We start from the raw sequence: 20,916 nt of genomic DNA, 5'->3' as shown, positions 1-20,916 counted from the left end.
ATTCGACCGAGATCCGTGATCCAGCGCCGAGACGTCAGAACTTGGGGAGGAGGGCGGAGAGGGCGCTCACCACGAACGGCGTGAGGATGACGAGCCCCGAGCGCAGATCGCCGAACGTCGTCTGATCGAGGCCGAGCAGCTTCTCCAGCTTGCCGAGGTCCTCGGCCGCGCCGATCAGCTCACCCTGGGGCACCGCGTCCAGCTTGAAGTTGCGCTGCACGTACGTGTTGGCCCGGCGGCGCAACGTCGTCGCGGCCGGCACGTACATGATGCCGACGATGAACGAGCCGATCGCCCCGGCGAAGATGACCACGATCGGATCCTGCTTCTCGCCGAACTCCAGCGCCGCCCGGTTGACCGCCATCACCAGCAGCACCAGCACCCCGAGTTCGCTGAGCATCCGCGAGACCGTACGCCGCAGCCAGAGCAGCGTCTCCAGTTGCTGGCCGACCGAACCGGGAAGCTTGCGCCGGGTCAGCAACTGCACCGCGGTCAGCGTCGCCGCGAGCGGCAGCGCGCCGATGATGGCGATGATCGACAACGCCCAGCCGCGCGGAGTGATCGCCGAGGAGACCACCGGGGTGAGCCACATGAGCCCGATCGCGATGGCCACCACCAGGATCAGCATCGGCAGCACCCGCCAGAGGGAGATCGGGCGGATGCGGCTGACCTCCCGCCAGCGGGAGATCCCGAAGCCGAAGCCCTCCCCGGCCGCCGCGCCCATCAGCGCGCCGACGAGAACGTAGAGCACCCACTTCTGCACCGAGTCGTCGTCGTGCGGGCTGCTCGCCGCGATGGCGCCGGCCAGCACCGCCCCGACGAGCAGTGCCACCAGGCGGAAGTCGCCGATGGCGCGGGTCTCGAACTCCTCGAGATCTTCCGGCACCCGGCCGTCCGGGATCTGCTCGATCGTCACCGACTCGACGGTCATCTCGGCCCGATCCCTTCCAGGATCTCCAGCAGGACGTCGCGGCTCTGCTTGTGCAGCAGGTCGCTGGTCCAGCCCTCCTTCAACTCCAGTCGCTCCCCGTTGCGCATGAGGAGGGTCGCCTTCAGCGGCACCTTCTTGGCGATCGTCACCGACGAGATCTCCTCGTACGGGACGAAGGTGTAGCGCTTGGCCAGTTCGGCCACCGGAGCGGACCGGAGCGCCGTCGCCATGCGCTGATTGCCCTCGTTGCTGTCGCCGCCACCGGCGATGAGGATCAGGCCGTTGTCGAGGATCAGCATGTCGCAGTCGGTCTTGCCGACCTTGGTGTTGCCGATGCCGCCGATGACGTCGGCGTTCTTGGCGGTCGCCACCGCCTCGACGACCCGGGCCTGGTCGACGGCGATGCCCAGCTGCGCCAGGTGCGTCCGCGCCTGCCCGACGGTCCGCGAGTCGGCGGCCAGTTTCGCGAGCGCCTCGAAGTCCACCGGCTGACCGTTCGGCCCCATCAGCTCCGCCCGCTGCGACCACGAATGCACCCAGTGAACCTGCCCGCTGCGCAGGGCGGCGAGGGTCAGCAGCGGCTGCAACACCTGATGGAGCTGGGCGTACGCCTCATGCGGGGGCGCGCTCGGGAAGAATCCCTCGGCCAACTGCTGCCCGCGGCCGACCTCGATCGCGTACAGGAGATCGGTCAGGCTCACGTTCCGGACGTTGAGCACCCGGGCCGCCTGCCGGAACAGGTCGTCACAGGTGTCCTGCAGCCGCGCGTTGTTCGAGGCCTGCGCGATCTCCGACCAGTCGCCGGTCACCTTCCGGTCGCCGACGTTGACCACGGACTGCTGCAGCTGTTCGCCGAGCTGGTCCAGGGCCGGGATCAGCGCCCCGGCCAGCCGGGTGTCCTCGACGAGCGACACCGGCGGAAGCTGGCGTACGCGGGCGACACGTTCGCCGATCGGCGGGTGGGTGTCCCACACCGACTTCTTCTCCGGCGGCGGCTGCTTGCGCAGCTCGGCCAGTTCGTCGCGACGAGCCTGCGACATGTCGTGGAAGCCGCGGAAGATGTCACGCGGCAGGAATCCCGCCTGCGAAGCCGGGCCGACGTAACGGTCGAAGTAGAACGACCAGGCGGCGTCGATCACCGGCAGCTCGGCCAGCGCGGACGCGGCGGCGTGCGTACCGGCGACCCGGACCGCGATCAGGTCGGCCTCGCGCTCCTGCGCCCGCGACGCCGCGTTGTCGACCAGCAGATAGATCCGCCCGTACGCCCGGAACGGCAGGCCCATGAGACTGCCGGAGAGGTGGTCGAGCGCGCCGCCGATGGCGAGACGCCCGCGGAACGCGACCGCGCCGAGCCGGGTGTGCGCGTTGGAGTAGTGGCCGAGTTCGTGCCCGATGACCGCCCGGAACTGGCTGACGTTCAGCGACACCAGCAAGGGCATGCCGATGTACAGGTAACGCCGGCCACCGATGAGACCGAGTAGCTGCGAGTCTTCGGATACGGCCGCGTTCACCTCGGGCACGATCCGGATCTCGTCCGGGGCACGGGTGCCGGCTGCTTCGGCGAGACGGCGTACCTCGAACCAGAGCTCCGGCGCGCGGTGCGGATCGAGGGCGACCCCGTCCGGCGGCGGCGCCTTGTAGAACAGGGCTCGCTTGGCGCCCACGACGATCGCGCCACCGAAGCCCAGCACAGCCAACAGCACCAGCTTGACCGCGGCGTGGCTGTGGCCCATCGCCCAGATCCCGACGCCGACCCCGGCTACCAGCAGGACCAGCGCGAAGATGAAGAACCCCGCGAGCATCACCAAGCTGGCCAGGGCTCGCAGACGTGCGATCACGGCACCTCCCCAAGTCGTGTCGACGCGTGCGCCGCTGCACAGTACGCCGTTCAACGCGTGCAAACAATGCCCGTCTGGGAGGCTGGACCGGTGAACCCGCTCCGGAACGCCCTGCGCGGCGACTGCCACGTCCACACCGACTGGTCCGACGGCGGGGCGTCGCTGGCCGACATGGTCCGCGGCGCCGCCGAACAAGGCCATGACTACGTCGTCATCACCGATCACTCGCCCAGGCTGACCATCGCGAACGGGCTGACCGCCGCCCGGCTGCGCCGTCAGCTCGCCGAGGTCTCCGAGATCAACGCGGCGCTCATGGGCACCGGGCTCCGCGTGCTCACCGGCATCGAGGTGGACATCCTGGCCGACGGCAGCCTGGATCAGGACCCCGACCTGCTCGCCGAACTGGACGTCGTGGTCGGCTCTGTCCACAGCGGACTTCGGGACGACCGCGCGGTGATGACCCGGCGCATGGTCACCGCGCTCGCGGACCCCAACCTCGACATCCTCGGCCACTGCACCGGCCGCAAGCTGCGGGTGAAGACGGATGCCGCGCACGCGGCGTCGCGCTGGCGGCCGCCGAGCGACTTCGACGCCGACGCCGTCTTCGCCGCCGCCCTGCGGTACGACAAGGCGATCGAGGTCAACTGCCGGCCCGACCGCCGCGATCCGCCGAGCGAGCTGCTCAAGCGGGCCGCCGGCGTGACCGGTCTGCGGTTCGCGATCGACACCGACGCCCACGCCGTCGACCAGCTCGGCTGGCAGGAGCTGGGCTGCGAACGGGCGCAGACCGCCGGGCTGACCGCCGACCGGGTGGTCAACGCCATGGACGCCGACGCCCTGCTCGACTGGTGCGCGTCACACGCGAACTGAGTCCCGGCTGCGCGGAGTCTCGGGGACAGGCTCGGGAGTCCGTCGCGGCAGCCGGATCAGACCTTGGGCGACCGCGACCCCGGTCAGCACGACGAGCGCGCCGACCGGCAGGTTCCAGGTCAGCGACTCGCCCAGCAGGACGATGCCGAGAGTCGTGGCGACCAGTGGCACCAGATAGGTCACGAAGGCGGCCGTCGACGCCCCGGCACTCGTGATGACCCGCATGTTCAAGGCGAACGCCACCCCGCTGCCGAACACGCCCAGCGCCAGCATCGACCCGATCGCCTTCAGCGACAGCTCGCCCGGGGTGGGCGGGGCGCCCGCCGACAGCAGGGCGGCCGGCACGATGGCGATGGCGGCGACGATGCTCTGCCCGGCGGCGATGGAGATCCCGGCCACGCCGCGGCCGGTGGTGAAGCGCTTGATGTACGGAATGGACACCCCGTAGCAGAACGCGGCCAGGGCACACATGAGCTGGCCGGTCAGGTCGGCTCCGCCGCTGTGCCAGAAGCCCAGGACGACCAGTACGCCCACGAAGCCCAGCGCCAGCCCGAGCGCCGAGCGTACGCGGAACTTCTCGGTGCGGAAGACGAAGACCGCGAACGGCAGCACCCACAACGCGGTCGTGGCGTTCCAGATCCCGGCGACCAGGCTCGGCACGCGCTCCTCGCCCAGCGGGAACAACGTGAACGGGACCGCGACGCCGATGACACCGGGGACGATCAGGTGCGCCCACATCTTCGGATCGCGCGGCAGCCGCGCCTTCAGCAGCACCATGATCACGAGAAGCGTGATCGCGCCGAGGACGATCCGGATGGCGCCCACCCAGATCGCCGGCATCTCCAGAACGCCGTACTTGATGAAGACGAAGCTCGCGCCCCAGATCAGGACGTTCGCCGCGAAAGCGGGCAGCCACACGGCGGAGCTGCCCTTGTCAGGAGCGATAGGCGCGGTCACTCCTGACACACTGCCAGATTCCCCCGACTCGAGTCGCGCGGGATTCGGTCGCCGTGACGCGATTTACTGCCTGCGTCGGCCCCCGTTCGTCCGCTAGGTTCGACCCCATGGGACGGATTGACGACATCGCCAACCAGTACGTGGAGGAGTGGGCCCCACTCAGCCCGATCGGCGCCACGTACGTGGGCATCACCGGATACGACGACAAACTCGACGACCTCTCGCCGGAGGGCTTCGCCGCGCAGGCCGACCTGACTCGGCGAACCGTCGCGGCGCTCAACGCCACCGAACCGGAGGGCGACACCGAGTTCGTGGCACGCGAGGCGATGCTCGAACGACTGAACCTGTCGCTGGCCCGCTACGAGGCCGGCGAGGACGAGAGCGAGATCAACGTGATCTCGTCCGCGATCCACGGCGTACGCCAGGTCTTCGACCTCATGCCCACCGAGGGCGAGGACGCCGCGGCCAACATCGCGGCCCGCATGGAGTTGATCCCGGCGGCGGTCGAGCAGTACCAGCGCACCGTGCTGAAGGCGGCGGCCGAGGGACACGTCTCGGCCCGCCAGCAGATCATCGAGGTCGCCAAGCAGTGCGACATCTGGACCGATCCGGCCGGCGACGACTTCTACCACGGGCTGGCCCGCCGGCTGAACGCGAGCGGCGCGCTGGCGAATCGGCTCGCCGAGGCGGCCGCCGCGGCCACCGCCGCGACCTCGTCCTTCGGGGAGTTCCTGCGGACCGAGCTGGCCCCGAAGGGACGTGAGAAGCAGGCAGCCGGCCGCGAGCGGTACGCCCTCGCCTCGCAGTACTTCCTGGGCGCGCGAGTCGACCTGGACGAGACGTACGCCTGGGGCTTCGAGGAGCTGCACCGGCTGGAGACGGAGATGCGCGCCGTGTCGGCCGAGATCGCCGGTCCGGGCTCCTCGATCGACGACGCCGTCACCAAGCTCGACGCCGATCCGAAGTACCGCATCGACGGCAAGGAGGCGTTCCGCGAGTGGATGCAGAGCCTCGCCGAGCGCGCCATCAGCGACCTGAACGGTACGCACTTCGACATCCCGCAGCCGATCCAGCGGATCGAGGCCTGCCTGGCCCCGACGTCCGACGGCGGCATCTACTACACCGGACCGAGCGAGGACTTCAGCCGACCCGGCCGGATGTGGTGGGCCGTGCCGCAGGGCATCGACTCGTTCTCCACCTGGCGTGAGGTCACCACCGTTTACCACGAGGGCGTACCCGGTCACCACCTGCAGGTCGCGCAGACGGCGTACCGGTCGGAGTTGCTGAACCGGTGGCAGCGGCTGCTCTGCTGGTGCTCCGGGCACGGCGAGGGCTGGGCGCTCTACTCCGAGCGTCTGATGGACGATCTCGGCTACCTGGCCGACCCGGCCGACAAGCTCGGCATGCTCGACGGCCAGGCGTTCCGGGCCGCCCGGGTGATCGTCGACATCGGCATGCACCTGGAGCTGGAGATCCCGCGCGACAACCCGTTCGGCTTCCACCCGGGCGAGCGCTGGACGCCCGAGCTGGGCTGGGAGTTCATGCGGGCGCACTGCCGGGTGCCCGACGAGAACCTGCGCTTCGAGCTGAACCGCTACCTGGGCTGGCCGGGGCAGGCCCCGTCCTACAAGGTCGGCGAGCGGATCTGGCTCCAGGCCCGCGACGACGCCAAGCGGCGTAAGGGCGCCGACTTCGACCTCAAGACGTTCCACCGGGACGCGCTCAACCTGGGCTCGCTCGGTCTGGATCCGTTGCAGAAGGCGCTCGCCCGCCTCTGATCGGCGTACGCGAAGGGCGGGCACCCGAATCGGGTGCCCGCCCTCGTCATGTCTGCGGAATGGCGCAGCCGCTCAGACCGGCTTCGTGACCAGTTGCGGCTTGGCCGTCAGCACGTCCGCGTTCACCCAGACCAGATCGATCTGCGGATCCGTGAAGATGATCGGGATCAGCGGCGGGATCGGGATGTCCGGCGGGTGCGACGGCGAGTAGTCCACCGGGAGCAGGCCGAACAGCTTGGCCTGGAACCGGCTGGTGTAGAAGACGACATTCTGCCGCACGGTCAGGTGATCCGTGACGAAGTCGATGTCCGGCGACTTTCCCCGGCCATACGTGTGCAGCTTGAAGTCGTCGGTGACGGAACTGTCCATGGTGAACTTCAGCACCGAGATCGGGCCGTCCGCAGTCGGCAGTTCTACGATGCCCTGGAACGCCAGGTTGACCATGGTGACCTTCGAACCCGTCAACAGCCCCGGCTTGGCCGTGACGTCGACCTGGCCGGCCGCGGCCGTCAGCCGCTTCGCCGGCGGAACGGCCGACGCCGAAGGCGACGCCGACTGTCCGGTGCAGGGGTTCGTCGTACGCCGGGGTACCGGCGACTTGGTCGTGGTCGGCTTCGTCGAGGTCTTTACCCCCGGCGACGTGGCCGTCGTCGGGTCAGCCTTCGACGCCGACGTGCTGGGCGACGGGCTGTCCGGCGTCAGCAGGTCGACCAGACCGTCGACGATCTGCCCGAGGATGCCGGTCGACGGCGAGGGCGACGCGGACGGCGACGCCTTCGCCGACGGGCTGGCCGACGGCGCCGGAGCCGCCGGCGAGGTGCTCGCCGACGGCTTCGGAGCGCGGGTGGTGCTGCGGCTCGGAGTCGGACAGCCGGCTCCGTAGGCCGCGGGCGCGGACCGCATCGCGACGACGCCGATGCCCGCGATCAGCAGCGGCACCATCGAGATGGCGAGCAGCTTGCCGCGGGTGGCTCCGCCGGCCCGACCCCGGTCGAGGTCGGGCTCGCCGAGGTCCGGGTCACGGATCTCGTCGGTGGCCGCGTGCCGCGGGTTGTGGTCGTCCTCCTCGGTGTCCGCCGCCGACTCCGGCTCGTCGTCCGGGCGGGGTTCGCCCGAGTAGAGGACCGGGTTGGGGTCGACCGGAGTCCACGAGAAGATCAGCGCACCGGCGGTCATCCCGAGCAGGGTGCCCAGGATCCAGCCGCCGAAGTTCACGCCGATCAGCGCGTAGACCGAGATGAACGCGGTGATGATCCCGTAGAAGGCCCGCTGGGCCGGGGTGAACCAGGCCAGGAACCCCGCAAGGACCAGCATCAGGGGAATCAGGTACGCCTGGAAGCCCTCGACGCCCACCTTGAGCACGATGTCGCCGATGGACGTCTGCGTCGAGGCGTAGACCTCGATGCCGGCCAGGATCGCCAGCAGTCCACCCCAGAACGGCCGAGCCCGCCGCCAGGCACTGAATTTCTGCCAGAAGGAAGGCGTCTCCGCTCGGTCGGCCGACGAGAACAGCTCCTCGGCGGCCGGATTCCTCTCCGGAGGGGTGAATTCCATGGGGTTGTGCCTCCATGCAACGCGGGGTAACCGCCGAACCGGCCGCCCATGGGTAGAGCGGCCGGCCGGGGTCACGCCATGGGCGCGGTCAGTTCAGGGCCGAGTCGGCGAAGCACTCGTAACCCGTGAGGTCCACCTTCATGGACAGGCCGTTGAGGGTGAACGTGCCCGCGTTCGTGCTGTACGCGCGCTGCTTCAGGTTGTGGATCTCGACCTTGTCGGCCTCCTGGCCGAACGCGCCGGTCTGACCGTGGCTGCTGAAGCCGTCCTTGGACAGCGCGGAGGCGTCGGTGCCGATGTCGATGTTCGTGAACGTCGCGTCACCGGCGAGGGCGTCCATGCCGATGAGCAGGTTCTCGGCGCTGGCCGGGTTGCCCGCCTCGCGGCCGGCCCGGATGACCAGCGAGAGGTGACCGGGCACGACGACGACCGACTGGCAGAGGTTGCTCAGCGTGGCCGACTTGATGCCCGACGCGGCGACGGGGATCTGCGTGCCGTCCTTCTTGACGGCCACGCTCCCGTACTGGGTGAAGCCGGTGCCGTTGAGCTGGTCAGCGCTGATCTTGAAGCTCTGACCGGAGACGTTGAGCGCGACGGGCACCTTGCCCTGCGCCACGCCCGTCATCAGGCCGCCGGCGACGACCGCCGCCGGGATGACGACGGCAGCGAACCGCCGCCACCTGGTGCGACCCTGCACCAGGTTGCCGTTCGAGTCCTTCACTGGGGGTCCTCCTCGAAGCTTTTGCCCGTCGTACGCCGTTAACGCGGATCGGCCCTGCGGTAGCCGAGAGGGAGCGTGGATGGCAACGGACGGCATTGTTGTGTCACGCATGTTTCCGCTCCGCGAGATGCGTCACAACCCCTGTTGCTACTCACCGGTAACCGTGAATCCGAGGTGAGACCTGATCAAGTGACTCTGCGTTAATCGCTGGGAGTTTTCGATTCGGATGCGGGCGATATTTCCGGACAGACATTCGGAAGATCACTACACAGCGTCAAGATCACGCGCTACGTAACATTTTGATAACGCGACAGCGCATCGGACGCTTGGGGGATGGCAGTCCGGACCCGCGTACGGCAAACCTCGTGCTTCCGTCCAGAACCCTCCACCTGGTCGCCCACCCCGAAGGTGATAAGTGTCTATCGATGAACTGATTCGACGTAGTAATACTTCTCGACTACGTTGAGCGGCTTTTGGTAGTTGATGGAACCCCAGTGACAGTGATCTACTACTCAGGCGAGCCTGTCAGGGAGAAGAAGATGACCGCCAAGTACGTCAAGCTTGCGGACACGATCCGTGAACAGATCAAGTCTGGTGAGCTGCGCGCCGGGGACAAGCTGCCGTCGATCTCGCAACTCCGGGAGGAATACGGCATCAGCTACGGCTCCGTCCGCGGCGCGATGCTGGTCCTCAAGGCCGAAGGCTTGATCGAGGGACGCCAGGGAGAGGCTGTCTACGTGAAGGATCGCGAGGCTTCCTGACGGCGGCCCGCGTACGACGCGAAGGCCGGCCCCAGACCGAGTTCAGCCCCCATCCCGCTGGGATGGGGGCTGAACGGCTTGGCGAAACACTCCGCACGATCAACGACAAAGGGCCTCCCACCCGCAGGTGGAAGACCCCTTGATCATGAGCGCGCCCGAAGGGACTCGAACCCCTAACCTTCTGATCCGTAGTCAGATGCTCTATCCGTTGAGCTACGGGCGCTCGGCGCCCGCTCAGTCTACACAAGGTCGACCGAGCGGACTAATCGGGTTTCCCCGGTCACATCGAGCACGAGACCCGAGGTGATCGGTGAGCGGAGGCTCGGGGATTTGAACCCCGGATGGGCGTTAAACCCAAACCGCATTAGCAGTGCGGCGCCATAGACCGGACTAGGCGAAGCCTCCAACGGCGATCGGTGAGATCGTCGCCGGACGAGAATACCCTGCCCTCCCGAGCGAGAGCAAAGCGACTATCCGGTGAGGCGCCAAGACCGCCGTCGCAGCGCCCCCACCGTGTCGCACGTCTCCGATATCGTGAGCGCCACACGGGGATTCTCAGCGGGCGTTCAGCCCGCCCCCGACCCCGTCCTTTCTCACCCCTCGAGGAAGCATGAGCAGATCACCTCTGCGTCGGATCGGATCCATTGTCGTCGCTATCGCGATCGCAACCTTCGGTTTGATGCCACCGGCCGCCCACGCGGCCACCCCCGGCACCATCGCCGGGACCTTCTCCGCCAACGGCGCCCCGTTGGAAGGCGTCTGGGTCAACGCGTACTCGGACGAGACCGACACCTACGGCGACGCCTCGACCGACGCCTCTGGGCACTACTCGATGACCGGGCTGCAGCCCGGCCGCTACACCGTTCTGTTCCAGTCGCCCGGCCGGCCCGCCCAGTACGCCTACGGCAAGGTGTCATCGGACGTCGCCGACTTGATCACCGTCACCTCCGGTGCCACCACGACGGTGGACGACAGCGCGCTGCCGGCCGGCACGATCAGCGGCGTACTCACTGACAGCCACGGTAGCCCGGTGCCCAACGCCCAGGTCTCCGCCTCCAGCCCCAGCGGTGGCTACGGCTTCGGCATGACGCAGTACGACGGTTCGTACGCCATCGCGGTGCTCCCAGGCACCTACACGGTTTCCTTCCGAATCGGCTCGGTGGAGCAGTTCGCCCACGGCAAGAGCTATCAGGACGCCGACGTGTTCGAAGTCAACGCGAACGCGACGACGACCGTCAACGAAACTCTCCAGCCGGTCGGTTCGATCACCGGCCATGTCACCCGGTCGGACGGCACGCCGGCCGTGGATGTCGAGGTCACGGCGCTACAAGCCACCGGCAACAGCGCCGGCTACGCGATGACCGATGACAGCGGCAACTACCGCCTCGACTACCTGATCCCCGGCTCGTACCGAGTGCAGTTCACGCTCCAGTCGGGGGCGGCGCAGCTCGCACACGACCAGCGCTCGGAAGCGACCGCCGCGTCGTTCACCGTCACCGGTGGCGGAGTCGTGACCGTCGACGAGAGCCTCCTGCCCACCGGCTCGATCGCCGGTCGGCTGACCAACCAGGCGGGTGCCGGGATCGCGGACGTCTACGTGTCGCTCTCCTCCACCATGACGAACGAGTACCTCTCGACCCAGACGGACGGCAGCGGCAACTACGCGATCGACGAGGTCTTCGCCGGCTCCGGGTACAAGGTCCACTTCTACAGCCCGGATCAGCACATCGATCAATGGGCGACGGGTAAGCGGACCGTCGAGACGGCCACCGCCTTCACCGTGACCGGTGGCAACACCACCACGGTGAACGACAAGAAGCCGGCGTCCGGCTCGGTGAAGATCACGGCGAAGGACTCCATCACCGGTGCCGCGATCAGCTCCTTCAACGCGTACCTCGGTGAGTCGGGCGCCATCAACGGCAGTAGCACCAACGGCTCGCTGATCTTCAGCGACGTGGCTGCCGGCGCGTGGGACCTCAGCGTGTCCGCCACCGGCTACGTCTTCCAGACGGTTCCGGTGACCGTGACCGCCGGTCAGCAGACCGCAGTAACGGTAACGATGCGCCCCACCGCGAAGATCAAGGTCAAGGTCGTCGACCGGGCGACCGGGGCCGGCCTCAAGGACTTCGTCGTGCTCGCGTTGAGCCCGAAGGACTTCGCGATGCCGGAAGGAATCGACGGCCGGACCGCCGCCGACGGGACCAAGACGGTCGAGGTGAACAACGGCGGCCCCTACCACCTGTTCGTCTTCCCGAAGACCGGCAGTGGCTACGGCGCTCAGTGGGTGGGCCCGAACGGCGGCACCGGAAGTGAGCTGCTCGCCTCCACCTTCAGTGCCACCAACGGCCAGACCATCACGCCCCCGACGATCCTCATGGACAAGGCGGGCACCATCACCGGCAAGGTCACCAGCGAGACCGGCAACCCGATCAAGTACGGCGGGGTGACCATGGCTCCGCAGGCGTACCACTCGGGCGGTGGCTTCGGCCAGGTCGACGTGGCGGCAGACGGCACCTACACGATCGACTTCCTCGGTCCGTACACCTGGCCGCTGCTGTTCACGGCTCAGGATCACGCCTTCCAGTGGAGTGACGGCACCGGTTACCGCTACGGGGCACCCGCTGCGCTGCCGAGGCGTACGACGTCCCAGACGGTCACTGGCCCCACCAGCGTCACGTCCGTCCTGCCCCGGCGGGCCCCGGTCGCCAACGGCGTTCCGGTTCAGTCCGGCCAGACGACCACCTTCAACTACACGATGAAGGCGGGCGTAGTGGTCAAGGTGTTCGGCGTGGCCGACGATTTCGTCGACGCGTACAACGTGACCACCGGCGACTTCCAGGCCAGCGGCTGGATTCAGGACCCTGCCCAGGGCGCGTCGCTGCGGATGCTCCCGGGCACCACCGTCAAGTTCCAGCGCACCCGCGACTGGAAGTGGTGCGGCGGCGCGACCTTCGCCACGGCGAAGGCCTATCGGGTCACGACCAGCCCGACCCAGACCTTCACCTGCGTCGTCAGCTGATCCTCGAAAACCGTTGGGGGCCGGGCGGATTCCGCCCGGCCCCTCGCACATCGTGCAGCTGATCGAAGAAACGAGAGGAGGCCGGGCGAGATTCGCCCGGCCTCCTTCGCGTACTGGCCTAGTAGTCGGCGAAGGCGTCGTACTTCACCCGCATCGACGGGACCTGGAGCTCGTTGAGCGCCCGCAGCGTCGCGCGGATCATCGCGGGCGAGCCGGACAGGTAGAAGTCGTGGTCCTGCCACGGGCCGTAGCGGCGTACGACCTCGCTGAGCAGACCCTCCTCCCCGCCCCAGCCGGAATCGTGCGAGCAGACCGGCATCAGCGACAGCCACGGGAAGACGCTCGCCAGACGTTGCAGGTCGGGCAGGTCGTAGAGGTCGTCCCGATCCCGCGCGCCGTAGAACACGTGCACCCACCGGGTCCGGTTGAAGGTCGCCAACTCCTCGATGATCGCCTTGATCGGCGCCAGCCCGGTGCCGCCGGCGATCAGCACGATGTCGCGCTGCGATCGCCGGTCGACGGCCATGGTTCCCATCGGAGCCGCCAGCCGGAGCATGTCGCCGGGAAGCGTACGCCGGACCAGCGCGCCGGAGACCCAGCCCGCGCCCAGCGCCCGGATGTGAAAGTCCATGGTGCCGTCGGCCCGGGGCGCGTTGGCGATGGAATAGGTACGCCAGACGCGCGGCTGGTACTTCGGGCATTCCAGGCTGACGTACTGGCCTGGGCGGAATTCCAGGTGTTGCAGCGGGCGTACGCGCATGATGCCGATGTCGCGCCCGCGCCGTTCGTGGCTGACGACCTCGGCGTGGACGAATGCGGGATTGGTGTCGGCCTCCGCTCCGGCCAGCATCTTGCGCGCGATGACGTCGTACGCGTCCCGCCACGCCTGGTCGTACTCGGGAGTCCAATCGCCCCGGCCGAAGGTGCGCAGCGCTTCCAGCAGCGCGGCGCCGACTACTTCGTACTGCTCCGGGACGACTTGGAACTTGCGGTGGTCGCGGCCGAGGGACCGCAGGTACTCGTCGAATCGTTCGGGATCGTCGACGGTCTGGATGGCGCTGACGATCGCGCCCAGCAGACGGGCTCGCTGGACGTCCATGGTGACCGGAAACAGGTCTCTGACTTCGGGACGACCTAGGAAGATGCGGGCGTAGAAGTAGCCGGCCAACTTGTCCTGGTCCTCTTCGACGAGGGTCCAGGACTCCTTCAACAGCCGTTGTAGGTCGGACACGTAACGACTCTCGCGACAATCAGTGACGGCGAGTCGCACAACTTGTGCGATAGTGCGGTGCGTGAGGAACCTCGCGGTACGCCGTCGCAACGAGTTGCTACTGGTCCTCGGCCTTTCACTTGGACAATCGGCGATTTATTCGTTGGTGTCGCTGATCGCCAAACTGACCAAGCCCGGTCCGTTGTCCAGTCAGACGTCGGCGCTCAACGTCTCCCGTTCGGTCCGGCCGTACTTCGACCTCACGTACCAGCTGCTCGACATCTTCTTCGCCCTCGTGGTGGTCGGGCTCGCGTACCACTTGCTGAATCGGGACCCCGGACGGCCGCGCCTGGTCCTCGGTCTGGACCTGCGACGGCCGTGGTTCGACCTGGGCGGGGGCGCGGCGCTGGCCGCGCTGGTCGGGATTCCGGGGCTTGGTCTTTACTTCGGTGCGCGCGCTCTCGGCCTGAACACCGATGTGAGCGCGTCGGGGCTGCCGAGCCTGTGGTGGTCCGTGCCGGTGCTGATCCTCTCCGCCGTGCAGAACGCGGTGCTGGAAGAGGTGATCGTGGTCGGGTACCTGATCACGCGGCTACGCGAGCTGCGCTGGTCGATCCCCGCGGTCATCGCGGCCAGCGCGCTGCTGCGCGGTTCCTACCACCTCTATCAGGGGTTCGGCGGTTTCGTCGGAAACGCGATCATGGGCGTGGTGTTCGCGCTCGTCTACCTGAAGTGGCGGCGGGTCGGGCCGCTGATCGTCGCGCACACGCTGCTCGACGTGGTGGCGTTCGTCGGCTACCAGGCCCTCTGCTCCAACGGCTGCTGATCGTAGACCCACGGTCCCGAGCTGTAGTCGGCCAACGGAATCAGCGGCGCGTCGAGCGGCATCCGGTCGACGTAGAGTCGCCCGGCCAGATGGTCGACCTCGTGCCCGACCAGCCGGGCCAGGCCGCGTTCGAACGTGCTCACCACCCGGCCGCCGTCGAAGCGCTGATGCTCGATCACGATGCGCAGCGGCCTTCGGACCCAGCCCCGGAAGTCGAAATAGGACAGACAGCCCTCCGGTTGCTCGTCCGCCTGCCGGGACTCCTCCACGATCACCGGGTTGAGCAGCACGAACGGCTCGCCGCGACCGGGCTGGCGGATGACCGCGGCAGCCGCGTCCACGCCGAGCTGCGGCGCGGCCAGGCCCATGCCCTTGTTGAAGGGGTGCAGCCGGCCGATCTCCTCCAGCGCCACCGTCAGGTCGGCGACGATCAGCCGGGCCTGCTCCTCCTCGTCCGGCAGCTCCAGCCGCCGGGCACGAGTCCTCAGTGGATGACCTCCGTTGGCCGCCGCGCGCAACCGACCCGCGGTGGGCTCCCGCTCGCTGGGCGGCGGCCACTGCACCACTCCGACCGACGCCAGGCGCGGCGCCAGCGGCTGGCCCGCCGCGCCGGTGGGCAGATGCAGCGCCGGGGGCGCTGACGACACCGCGCGGAACCGCCACTGCAGGCGGAATCGCGCGTTCAAGCTGGGATTGTCGGTGGTCCAGGTGAAGATCGCCCGGTCACCCTCCATCTGCTTCTCGATGAGGGTACGCAGCGGGGTCTCCTCGGCCGACATGGAGGTCTCGACGCCCCACACCTGTGGGTCGAGCGCCTGGGGCAGGTCGATCCGCACGGTCATCCGCCGGGTCGGCAGGCGGACTGCCCGCTGGAACCAGCTGCCCCACTTCCCCTCGCCGACGCGGTAGCTGTAGGTCACCGCGGTCCGTTCGCCGGGGTACAGCGGAAAGCGGCCGTCCTCGTTCTCGAAGAGCAGCCAGATCTCCTTGAAGGCGTCGCGGTCCTGCTTCACCCGCCAGTGCATCCGCTCGTACGCCGCACCGTCGCCGCACGACGCCTGGAGTTCCAGCTCGTCGAGTTCCAGCGGATGCTCCCGGTGATGCCGGTTGGACCGCTGCGGATCGCCCGGAAAACGGTCCACCGCAACGCGGATGAGGTAGCGGCTGACCGGCTCGACGCCGGCGTTGTAGAGCGATCGCCGGACGGTGGTCACGTACTGGCCATCGCGGTAGGTGAGCAGTGCTTCCTCGTGCTCGACCACCAGTCCGGTCCCCGGCGGCAGCCACTGCGGCGGCATCGGCGAGTCCCGGGCGATCAGCGCTGCCGATCGGCCGTGCCGAGCCTCCTCGTACTCCTGAAACCGCTGCCAGAGCGCACCTGCCGTGGCCAGCACCGCTTCGGCCCGGCGGGCGAAGTCCTCGGTCGGCCGATGCCGTCGTCCCTCGATGTGGCTGACGTAGGACGGATCGAAACCCATGAGTCCGGCCAACTGTTTCTTGGACATGCCGCGGTCCAGCCGCCAGCGAGCCAGCTCGCTTGCAAACGCTTCCGCCGCACGGTCGGCCCCCGACGTCGCCATTGCCACCCTCCGCTCCGCGCGGGTCCGGCCGGTTCGCGGTGGCTCGCGCGCGTGAGGATTCCAGTCTCGGGCGCACGACTATCTATGTGATGATCGTGATGAATACCCGACAAGTGGCTTGACAAAGGGCGAACTCATCTCCGGGAACAGGCCGCCACGAGTGGTAAATCCGGTCACACTGGGAAAGGAAGGGGCACCCCGGTCTGGTAAGCCTAGCCTAATGGCGCTACGCTGGCCCGGTTGCTCTCCGTGAGGGCAGTCCGGACAGGTTGGCCGAAGGGTGGCTGGGATGACGGCAGGGGTGCTCGCACCGCCTCGGCGTACCCCTGTGGCCTGGGCGCCTGCCGCGAACGCCCTCGCCGTGATGGACGCCGCGAAGGCGATCCGGCTGGGCGTCCTGCCCGGCCCCGGATGGGTGCGAGCGAGCAAGCTGACCGAGCCCGAGGGCCTCGACCTCCTGCTTCAGGCGGCCGCCCGGCGCTGGAACGCGGCCCCGCACGCGGCAGCCACCCTGGCGTGGAAGAGCTACAGCTACTGGGCCAGTCTGCCGACCGTACTGAGCTGGGCGGCGGCGCGACGCGTCCCGCTGCTGACGGCCGACACGACGTACGCCCAGTTCCACGACGAGGCGCCGTTCCTCACCATCGGCACCGCCCCGGCACCGTTCGCCGTGCTCCCGTCCGACACCCTCGCCGGAACACCGGGCACGGTCGTCGTCGCCGACGAGGACGAACTGCTCGCCACACTGCGTACGCAGCTGCTCGAGCGGCACCTCGACCCGCTGCTCGACGCGATCCGCACCGAAGTCCGCGTCGGCCGGCGTACGCTGCTCGGCTCGGTCGCGTCCGGGATCGCGTACGGGATGATCCGGGCCAGCGACGCGCTCCCCGGCTCCACCCACGAATCGCTGCTACGCCTGCTCACTGCGCTCGAGCTCGACGACCTCGTGGACGTCTGCGCGAGCGACTCGGGGATGTCCGTCCAGCGCAAGACGTGCTGCTTGGCGTTCACCCTGGACCAGCCGAAGATCTGCAGCGGCTGCTGCATCCGCCCCTGACCCGCTCCCCCAGGGGCTTTCCGCGCGATCATGAACTATCGGTCGTGATCAACCGGCGTGTCGTGTCCCGAGCAGCCTGATCAACTCCGCGAGCACCTGATCAACTCCGCCGCCTGAGGCACGTCGCGCGGCTAGGTCATGCCAGCGCGGCTGCTGCGGATCGGCGCGACTAGGGGAGGTCGCGGCGCATCGCCGCACGCGGCCACTTGTCCAGCCCCATGGCGGCTTCCCGCTCCCGGATCGCCTGTAGGCCGGGCGTCAACTCGTCCGCACTGAGCAAGCGGTAGCCGTGCCGTGCGTAGTAGGGCGCATTCCACGACACCTCGACGAAGGTCGTCAGGGTCATCGCCGACCGGTTCTCGGCGAGCGCGCACTGCGCGGCCGCTTCCAGCAACGCCGCGCCGATGCCCCGTCGCCCGTACGCGGGCCGGACAGAGATCTGCTCGACGTGCAGGCAGCCGTCGACAGGCATGGCGATCAGGTAGCCGACCACGGTTCCGTCGACCTCCGCGACCCAGGCATGCCCAGCGGTTTGATGCTCAGCCAGGACCGACAGCGGCGCGCCCTCATCCCCGGCGATCTCGTCCATTCCGACGTCCGCGAACAGCCGCCCCGCATCGACTTCGATCGCCGAACAGCCGGGCAGATCGCTCGAAGTCGCCAGCCGAATCTCCATCGGCGCAGCGTAACTCCGACCGACTGACAAGATCGACTGAGTTTACGCGGCCGGGAGCGACACAGCGGCGGAATTGCGGAGGGTCAGGGATTCGAACCCTGGAAGACATCGCTGCCTTAGCGGTTTTCAAGACCGCCGCCCTCGGCCACTAGGCGAACCCTCCAAGCCCGCCGGAACGGACCCGCACCGTAGCCTACAGGCATGCGTGCAATGACTGGTGACCTCGTCTGGCGCGAGGTACCCGAGCCCGAGCCGGGTCCGGGCGAGGTGCTCGTCGAGGTCGCCGCGACGGCGGTGAACCGGGCCGATCTGTTGCAGGTTCAGGGGTTCTATCCGCCGCCGCCTGGTGCGCCGGCGTACCTCGGGTTGGAGTGCTCGGGCCGGCTGGCTGACGGGTCCGAGGTCTGTGCGCTGCTCGCGGGCGGTGGCTATGCCGAGCGCGTCGCCGTGCCGGAGGGTCAGCTCCTGCCCGTTCCGCGGGGTGTGAGCCTGATCGAGGCGGCGGCGCTGCCTGAGGTCGCCTGCACGGTCTGGTCGAATGTGACCATGGTCGGGCGGCTCGCCGCGGGCGAGACCGTGCTCATTCACGGTGGCGGCAGCGGGATCGGCACATTCGCGATCCAGTATGCGAAGGCGCTCGGCGCGCGGGTGGTCGCCACGGCTCGGCGGGAGAAGCACGAGAAGTTGCGCGAGCTGGGCGCGGACGAACTCCTCGACTATCGCGAGGACGACTTCAGCGGCGTACAGGCCGATCTTGTCCTGGACATCATCGGTGGCGCGTACCTGGGGAAGAACGTCACGGCCTTGACCACCGGCGGCCGGCTCGTGATCATCGGACTGCAGGGCGGGCGCCGCGCGGAGCTGGACCTCGGCGCGCTGGTCAGCAAGCGCCTGACGGTCGCCGGCACCACGCTCCGGTCGCGGCCCGTGGCGGAGAAGGCCGCGATCGTCTCAGCGGTACGCGAGCAGGTGTGGCCGATGCTCGAGGACGGTCGCATCCGTCCCGTGATCGACGAGACGTTCCCGGTGGAGGAGGCGGCGAAAGCGCATGAGCGCGTGGCCGCCAACGCTCATCTGGGGAAGGTCGTGCTGACCGTCAGCGCTGCTTAGGCACCGGGCGGAGGCGCTCACGCATGAGGATGAGCAGCGCTTCGACCCCGTCCATGGCGGTGATCTTCTTGCCCTCTTCCCGCGTGCGGGCGTGGTAGCTGATCGGCACCTCGTAGGGGCGCAGCCGGCGGCGCAGCAGCTTGCCGGTGACCTCCGCCTCCATGCCGAAGCCCTTGGACTTGATCGCCAGCGAGCGGTACAGCTCCAGCGGCATGAGCTTGTAGCAGGTCTCGAGGTCGCCGATGTAGCTGTTGTAGAGGATGTTGGCGAACAGGGTCACCCCCTTGTTGCCCATGACATACCAGAACGAGAAGGCCGCGTGCCCGCCGAAGCTCCGATTGCCGTAGACGATCTTGGCCTTGCCGTCCAGCACCGGCTCCAGCAGGCGCGGGATGTCCTTCGGGTCGTACTCCAGGTCGGCGTCGAGGATCACCATGTAGTCCCCGTCGGCCGCGTCCACCGCGGTGCGGATCGCCGCGCCCTTGCCCTTGTTGCGTTCGTGGTTGATCGGGCGGAGCCGGGCGTCCTCCCAGCTCTCCAGGATCTCCCGGGTCCGGTCGGCGCTGCCGTCGTTGACCACGACCAGTTCGACGTCGCAGGGGTACTCGACAGCCAGCGCCTGCTTCAGCGCCTCCGGCAGCCGCTCTTCCTCGTTGTAAACCGGCATCAAAATGGAAAGCTTCATGGCGGCAGAACTCCAGCCTCACCCCGACAGATCGGGGACAGCGTAGCCGTTGACCCGACGCCGGTGCACAATCGCGGTGCTGCGAGGCCCGCAGCACCGCTGAGAATACTGGATCCGGTGACGAACGACTATTTCTGCGCTGGAATCAGGATGAAGCGGGCGACCACGTCGTCCTGCTGCTTGGCGCCGGCCACCCCGATCTGCTGCCCGACCTTCACTTCGGAGGGCTGGACGGACTTGCGCTTCTCGACCACGCGGAGCTGGTCGCCGAGGGCCCAGGTCAGTGTGTAACCGTCGGCCGACTTGACGGTCACGTGGTCGGCGGTCAGCTCGGTGATCACTCCCTTCTGGACCAGAACGGTGATCGTGGTGCCGTCCTTCTTCTGCACCACGGCCTCGCCGTGCAGGGTGTTCTTCGCCAGCATCACGCGTACCGCCCGGCGCTTGCCCGAGTCGGCGAGCCGTCCCTTGTCTCCCTTGCCGGACGGCGACGGGGCGACGATGGACGACGGGGCGATCGCGGCGGCGGCGAATCCCGGTTCGGCGGCGGCCACTTCGCTCGGATCGAAGCCGAGAGCGACCAAAGCCTCACCCTCCGGAGTGAACTCTGCGGCGGCCTGGCCGGTCGCGCCGGCGACGTCGGCAGGTCCGCAGGCGGTCGCGCCGCCGAGGAGAGCCGCCCCGAGCAGCATCGAAACAAGAACCTTTCGCATGTCTGCGATGCTGCGCCGAAAGTGCTGCCCGCCGATCAATTCCAGGTACGAAGCTGGTAAGCGGTGTCCGGTGCATCTTGCACTCGTTGGAACTTCCGTGGACGTGTTCTCCAGAACGTTTCTGCCAGCGACGGCGGAAGCCGGTCTCCCGATGGCGACCGTCACCCGCCACATGCACGTGATGCGCCGGTGCGTCGAGCCCGACGACGGCGCGGTCCTGGTCACTCGATGCACTCGCCCGGAGCGGCCCCTCGGCCGGGAGTATCTGCTCGTCCTCACCTATCGGCGGCTCGTGGTCACGCAGGAGACGCGGCTGCTACGGCAGATGCGCCTACACCTCAACACCGAGCTGCGCCATCTGAGCAACGTCGTCTGGCACCCCGACCAGCGGCTGGGCGCCGTCGAGTTCGCGGCCACCGCGATCGACGGCGTACGCGAACGGTTCCTCATCAAGGTCGGCCATCCGAAGCACGTCTGGCACCTCGACGCGCTGCTCAGTCACATCTTCAAGCCGCGTACGCTCGCCAGCCAGCGAACCGTCGCGACCGAGCCGCCCCGGCTGGTCAGCCCGCTGGGCGCGTACTGATCTGACCTCCGCCTTACCTGATCCGTACACGGTGCGGACATGAT

18 protein-coding genes and 3 tRNA genes are annotated in these 20,916 nt (G+C 68.3%); 8 read left to right on the top strand and 13 right to left on the bottom strand.

Annotation, left to right across the window (positions count from 1 at the left end):
* Window positions 1-34: 34 nt before the first annotated feature.
* Both HDA40_RS23480 and HDA40_RS23475 read right to left on the bottom strand, forming a co-directional pair.
* The gene (locus tag HDA40_RS23480) at window positions 35-931 is read right to left on the bottom strand and encodes a hypothetical protein (protein WP_253759419.1); all 897 of its coding nucleotides are present in this window, start codon (window positions 929-931) and stop codon (window positions 35-37) included.
* The gene (locus HDA40_RS23475; RefSeq protein ID WP_253759417.1) at window positions 928-2,769 is read right to left on the bottom strand and encodes a M48 family metallopeptidase; all 1,842 of its coding nucleotides are present in this window, start codon (window positions 2,767-2,769) and stop codon (window positions 928-930) included. Before HDA40_RS23475 ends, HDA40_RS23480 begins: the two co-directional genes overlap by 4 nt.
* On the opposite strand from HDA40_RS23475, the gene HDA40_RS23470 reads away from it, so the two are divergent.
* Window positions 2,650-3,639: a PHP domain-containing protein gene (locus HDA40_RS23470; protein WP_308197749.1), complete on the top strand. Its 990-nt coding sequence runs from the start codon at window positions 2,650-2,652 to the stop codon at window positions 3,637-3,639. The two genes, HDA40_RS23475 and HDA40_RS23470, sit on opposite strands and share 120 nt — an antisense overlap.
* On the opposite strand, the gene HDA40_RS23465 is transcribed toward HDA40_RS23470, so the two are convergent.
* Entirely contained in the window at window positions 3,625-4,596 is a 972-nt protein-coding gene (locus HDA40_RS23465; protein ID WP_253759413.1) for a DMT family transporter, read from the bottom strand. The two genes, HDA40_RS23470 and HDA40_RS23465, sit on opposite strands and share 15 nt — an antisense overlap.
* 107 nt (window positions 4,597-4,703) lie before the next feature.
* On the opposite strand from HDA40_RS23465, the gene HDA40_RS23460 reads away from it, so the two are divergent.
* Complete coding sequence (locus HDA40_RS23460; RefSeq protein WP_253759411.1) at window positions 4,704-6,374, top strand: DUF885 domain-containing protein; 1,671 nt, start codon at window positions 4,704-4,706, stop codon at window positions 6,372-6,374.
* Window positions 6,375-6,446: 72 nt separating this feature from the next.
* On the opposite strand, the gene HDA40_RS23455 is transcribed toward HDA40_RS23460, so the two are convergent.
* Both HDA40_RS23455 and HDA40_RS23450 read right to left on the bottom strand, forming a co-directional pair.
* A complete protein-coding gene (locus HDA40_RS23455) occupies window positions 6,447-7,928 on the bottom strand; it encodes a DUF6114 domain-containing protein (RefSeq protein WP_253759409.1) in 1,482 nt (493 codons plus the stop codon).
* Between the two features lie 88 nt (window positions 7,929-8,016).
* Window positions 8,017-8,649 (bottom strand): DUF6230 family protein, encoded by a 633-nt coding sequence (locus tag HDA40_RS23450; RefSeq protein WP_253759407.1) that lies wholly within the window; start codon window positions 8,647-8,649, stop codon window positions 8,017-8,019.
* Between the two features lie 539 nt (window positions 8,650-9,188).
* On the opposite strand from HDA40_RS23450, the gene HDA40_RS23445 reads away from it, so the two are divergent.
* Window positions 9,189-9,410 (top strand): winged helix-turn-helix domain-containing protein, encoded by a 222-nt coding sequence (locus HDA40_RS23445; RefSeq protein ID WP_253759405.1) that lies wholly within the window; start codon window positions 9,189-9,191, stop codon window positions 9,408-9,410.
* A gap of 150 nt (window positions 9,411-9,560) precedes the next feature.
* Here HDA40_RS23445 and HDA40_RS23440 read toward each other — a convergent pair.
* A tRNA-Arg gene (locus HDA40_RS23440) sits at window positions 9,561-9,633 on the bottom strand.
* Window positions 9,634-9,725: 92 nt separating this feature from the next.
* Window positions 9,726-9,815 (bottom strand) — tRNA-Ser (locus HDA40_RS23435).
* Window positions 9,816-10,089: 274 nt separating this feature from the next.
* Here HDA40_RS23435 and HDA40_RS23430 point away from each other — a divergent pair.
* On the top strand, window positions 10,090-12,429 hold the full coding sequence (locus HDA40_RS23430; protein ID WP_253759403.1) for a carboxypeptidase-like regulatory domain-containing protein: 2,340 nt from the start codon (window positions 10,090-10,092) through the stop codon (window positions 12,427-12,429).
* Between the two features lie 118 nt (window positions 12,430-12,547).
* On the opposite strand, the gene HDA40_RS23425 is transcribed toward HDA40_RS23430, so the two are convergent.
* Window positions 12,548-13,660 (bottom strand): globin domain-containing protein, encoded by a 1,113-nt coding sequence (locus HDA40_RS23425; protein ID WP_253759401.1) that lies wholly within the window; start codon window positions 13,658-13,660, stop codon window positions 12,548-12,550.
* Between the two features lie 61 nt (window positions 13,661-13,721).
* Here HDA40_RS23425 and HDA40_RS23420 point away from each other — a divergent pair, with 61 nt between their 5' ends.
* Window positions 13,722-14,465, top strand: a complete 744-nt coding sequence (locus tag HDA40_RS23420) for a CPBP family intramembrane glutamic endopeptidase (protein ID WP_253759399.1) — start codon at window positions 13,722-13,724, stop codon at window positions 14,463-14,465.
* Here the strand turns inward: HDA40_RS23420 and HDA40_RS23415 are convergent.
* A complete protein-coding gene (locus tag HDA40_RS23415; RefSeq protein WP_253759397.1) occupies window positions 14,435-16,045 on the bottom strand; it encodes a peptide deformylase in 1,611 nt (536 codons plus the stop codon). The genes HDA40_RS23420 and HDA40_RS23415 overlap by 31 nt on opposite strands.
* Before the next feature lie 289 nt (window positions 16,046-16,334).
* On the opposite strand from HDA40_RS23415, the gene HDA40_RS23410 reads away from it, so the two are divergent.
* Window positions 16,335-17,102, top strand: coding sequence for a hypothetical protein (locus tag HDA40_RS23410; protein WP_253759395.1), 768 nt, complete (start codon window positions 16,335-16,337; stop codon window positions 17,100-17,102).
* A 169-nt stretch (window positions 17,103-17,271) separates the two neighbouring features.
* On the opposite strand, the gene HDA40_RS23405 is transcribed toward HDA40_RS23410, so the two are convergent.
* Entirely contained in the window at window positions 17,272-17,778 is a 507-nt protein-coding gene (locus tag HDA40_RS23405) for a GNAT family N-acetyltransferase (protein WP_253759394.1), read from the bottom strand.
* Between the two features lie 76 nt (window positions 17,779-17,854).
* Window positions 17,855-17,941: transfer RNA gene (locus tag HDA40_RS23400), tRNA-Ser, on the bottom strand.
* A 38-nt stretch (window positions 17,942-17,979) separates the two neighbouring features.
* Here HDA40_RS23400 and HDA40_RS23395 point away from each other — a divergent pair.
* A complete protein-coding gene (locus HDA40_RS23395) occupies window positions 17,980-18,888 on the top strand; it encodes an NAD(P)H-quinone oxidoreductase (RefSeq protein WP_253759392.1) in 909 nt (302 codons plus the stop codon).
* Here HDA40_RS23395 and HDA40_RS23390 read toward each other — a convergent pair.
* Complete coding sequence (locus HDA40_RS23390; RefSeq protein ID WP_253759390.1) at window positions 18,875-19,573, bottom strand: glycosyltransferase family 2 protein; 699 nt, start codon at window positions 19,571-19,573, stop codon at window positions 18,875-18,877. The genes HDA40_RS23395 and HDA40_RS23390 overlap by 14 nt on opposite strands.
* Window positions 19,574-19,701: 128 nt before the next feature.
* A complete protein-coding gene (locus tag HDA40_RS23385; RefSeq protein WP_253759388.1) occupies window positions 19,702-20,286 on the bottom strand; it encodes a hypothetical protein in 585 nt (194 codons plus the stop codon).
* 97 nt (window positions 20,287-20,383) lie between these two features.
* Here HDA40_RS23385 and HDA40_RS23380 point away from each other — a divergent pair, with 97 nt between their 5' ends.
* Window positions 20,384-20,872, top strand: a complete 489-nt coding sequence (locus HDA40_RS23380; protein ID WP_253759387.1) for a hypothetical protein — start codon at window positions 20,384-20,386, stop codon at window positions 20,870-20,872.
* The last annotated feature ends 44 nt before the right edge of the window (window positions 20,873-20,916 follow it).

The sequence above is a fragment of the Hamadaea flava genome (genome assembly GCF_024172085.1).
In the GTDB taxonomy this organism is placed as follows: domain Bacteria; phylum Actinomycetota; class Actinomycetes; order Mycobacteriales; family Micromonosporaceae; genus Hamadaea; species Hamadaea flava.
Note: the sequence above shows the minus strand (reverse complement) of the source record. Positions and strands in the feature narration are given on the sequence as shown.

What these genes read in the sequence shown, in the direction of transcription:
- HDA40_RS23385 (WP_253759388.1), bottom strand. Translation starts at nt 20,286, where the DNA reads ATGCGAAAGGTTCTTGTTTCGATGCTGCTCGGGGCGGCTCTCCTCGGC.
- HDA40_RS23405 (WP_253759394.1), bottom strand. Translation starts at nt 17,778, where the DNA reads ATGGAGATTCGGCTGGCGACTTCGAGCGATCTGCCCGGCTGTTCGGCG.
- HDA40_RS23455 (WP_253759409.1), bottom strand. Translation starts at nt 7,928, where the DNA reads ATGGAATTCACCCCTCCGGAGAGGAATCCGGCCGCCGAGGAGCTGTTC.
- HDA40_RS23480 (WP_253759419.1), bottom strand. Translation starts at nt 931, where the DNA reads ATGACCGTCGAGTCGGTGACGATCGAGCAGATCCCGGACGGCCGGGTG.
- HDA40_RS23410 (WP_253759395.1), top strand. Translation starts at nt 16,335, where the DNA reads ATGACGGCAGGGGTGCTCGCACCGCCTCGGCGTACCCCTGTGGCCTGG.
- HDA40_RS23415 (WP_253759397.1), bottom strand. Translation starts at nt 16,045, where the DNA reads ATGGCGACGTCGGGGGCCGACCGTGCGGCGGAAGCGTTTGCAAGCGAG.
- HDA40_RS23395 (WP_253759392.1), top strand. Translation starts at nt 17,980, where the DNA reads ATGCGTGCAATGACTGGTGACCTCGTCTGGCGCGAGGTACCCGAGCCC.
- HDA40_RS23390 (WP_253759390.1), bottom strand. Translation starts at nt 19,573, where the DNA reads ATGAAGCTTTCCATTTTGATGCCGGTTTACAACGAGGAAGAGCGGCTG.
- HDA40_RS23445 (WP_253759405.1), top strand. Translation starts at nt 9,189, where the DNA reads ATGACCGCCAAGTACGTCAAGCTTGCGGACACGATCCGTGAACAGATC.
- HDA40_RS23430 (WP_253759403.1), top strand. Translation starts at nt 10,090, where the DNA reads ATGCCACCGGCCGCCCACGCGGCCACCCCCGGCACCATCGCCGGGACC.
- HDA40_RS23460 (WP_253759411.1), top strand. Translation starts at nt 4,704, where the DNA reads ATGGGACGGATTGACGACATCGCCAACCAGTACGTGGAGGAGTGGGCC.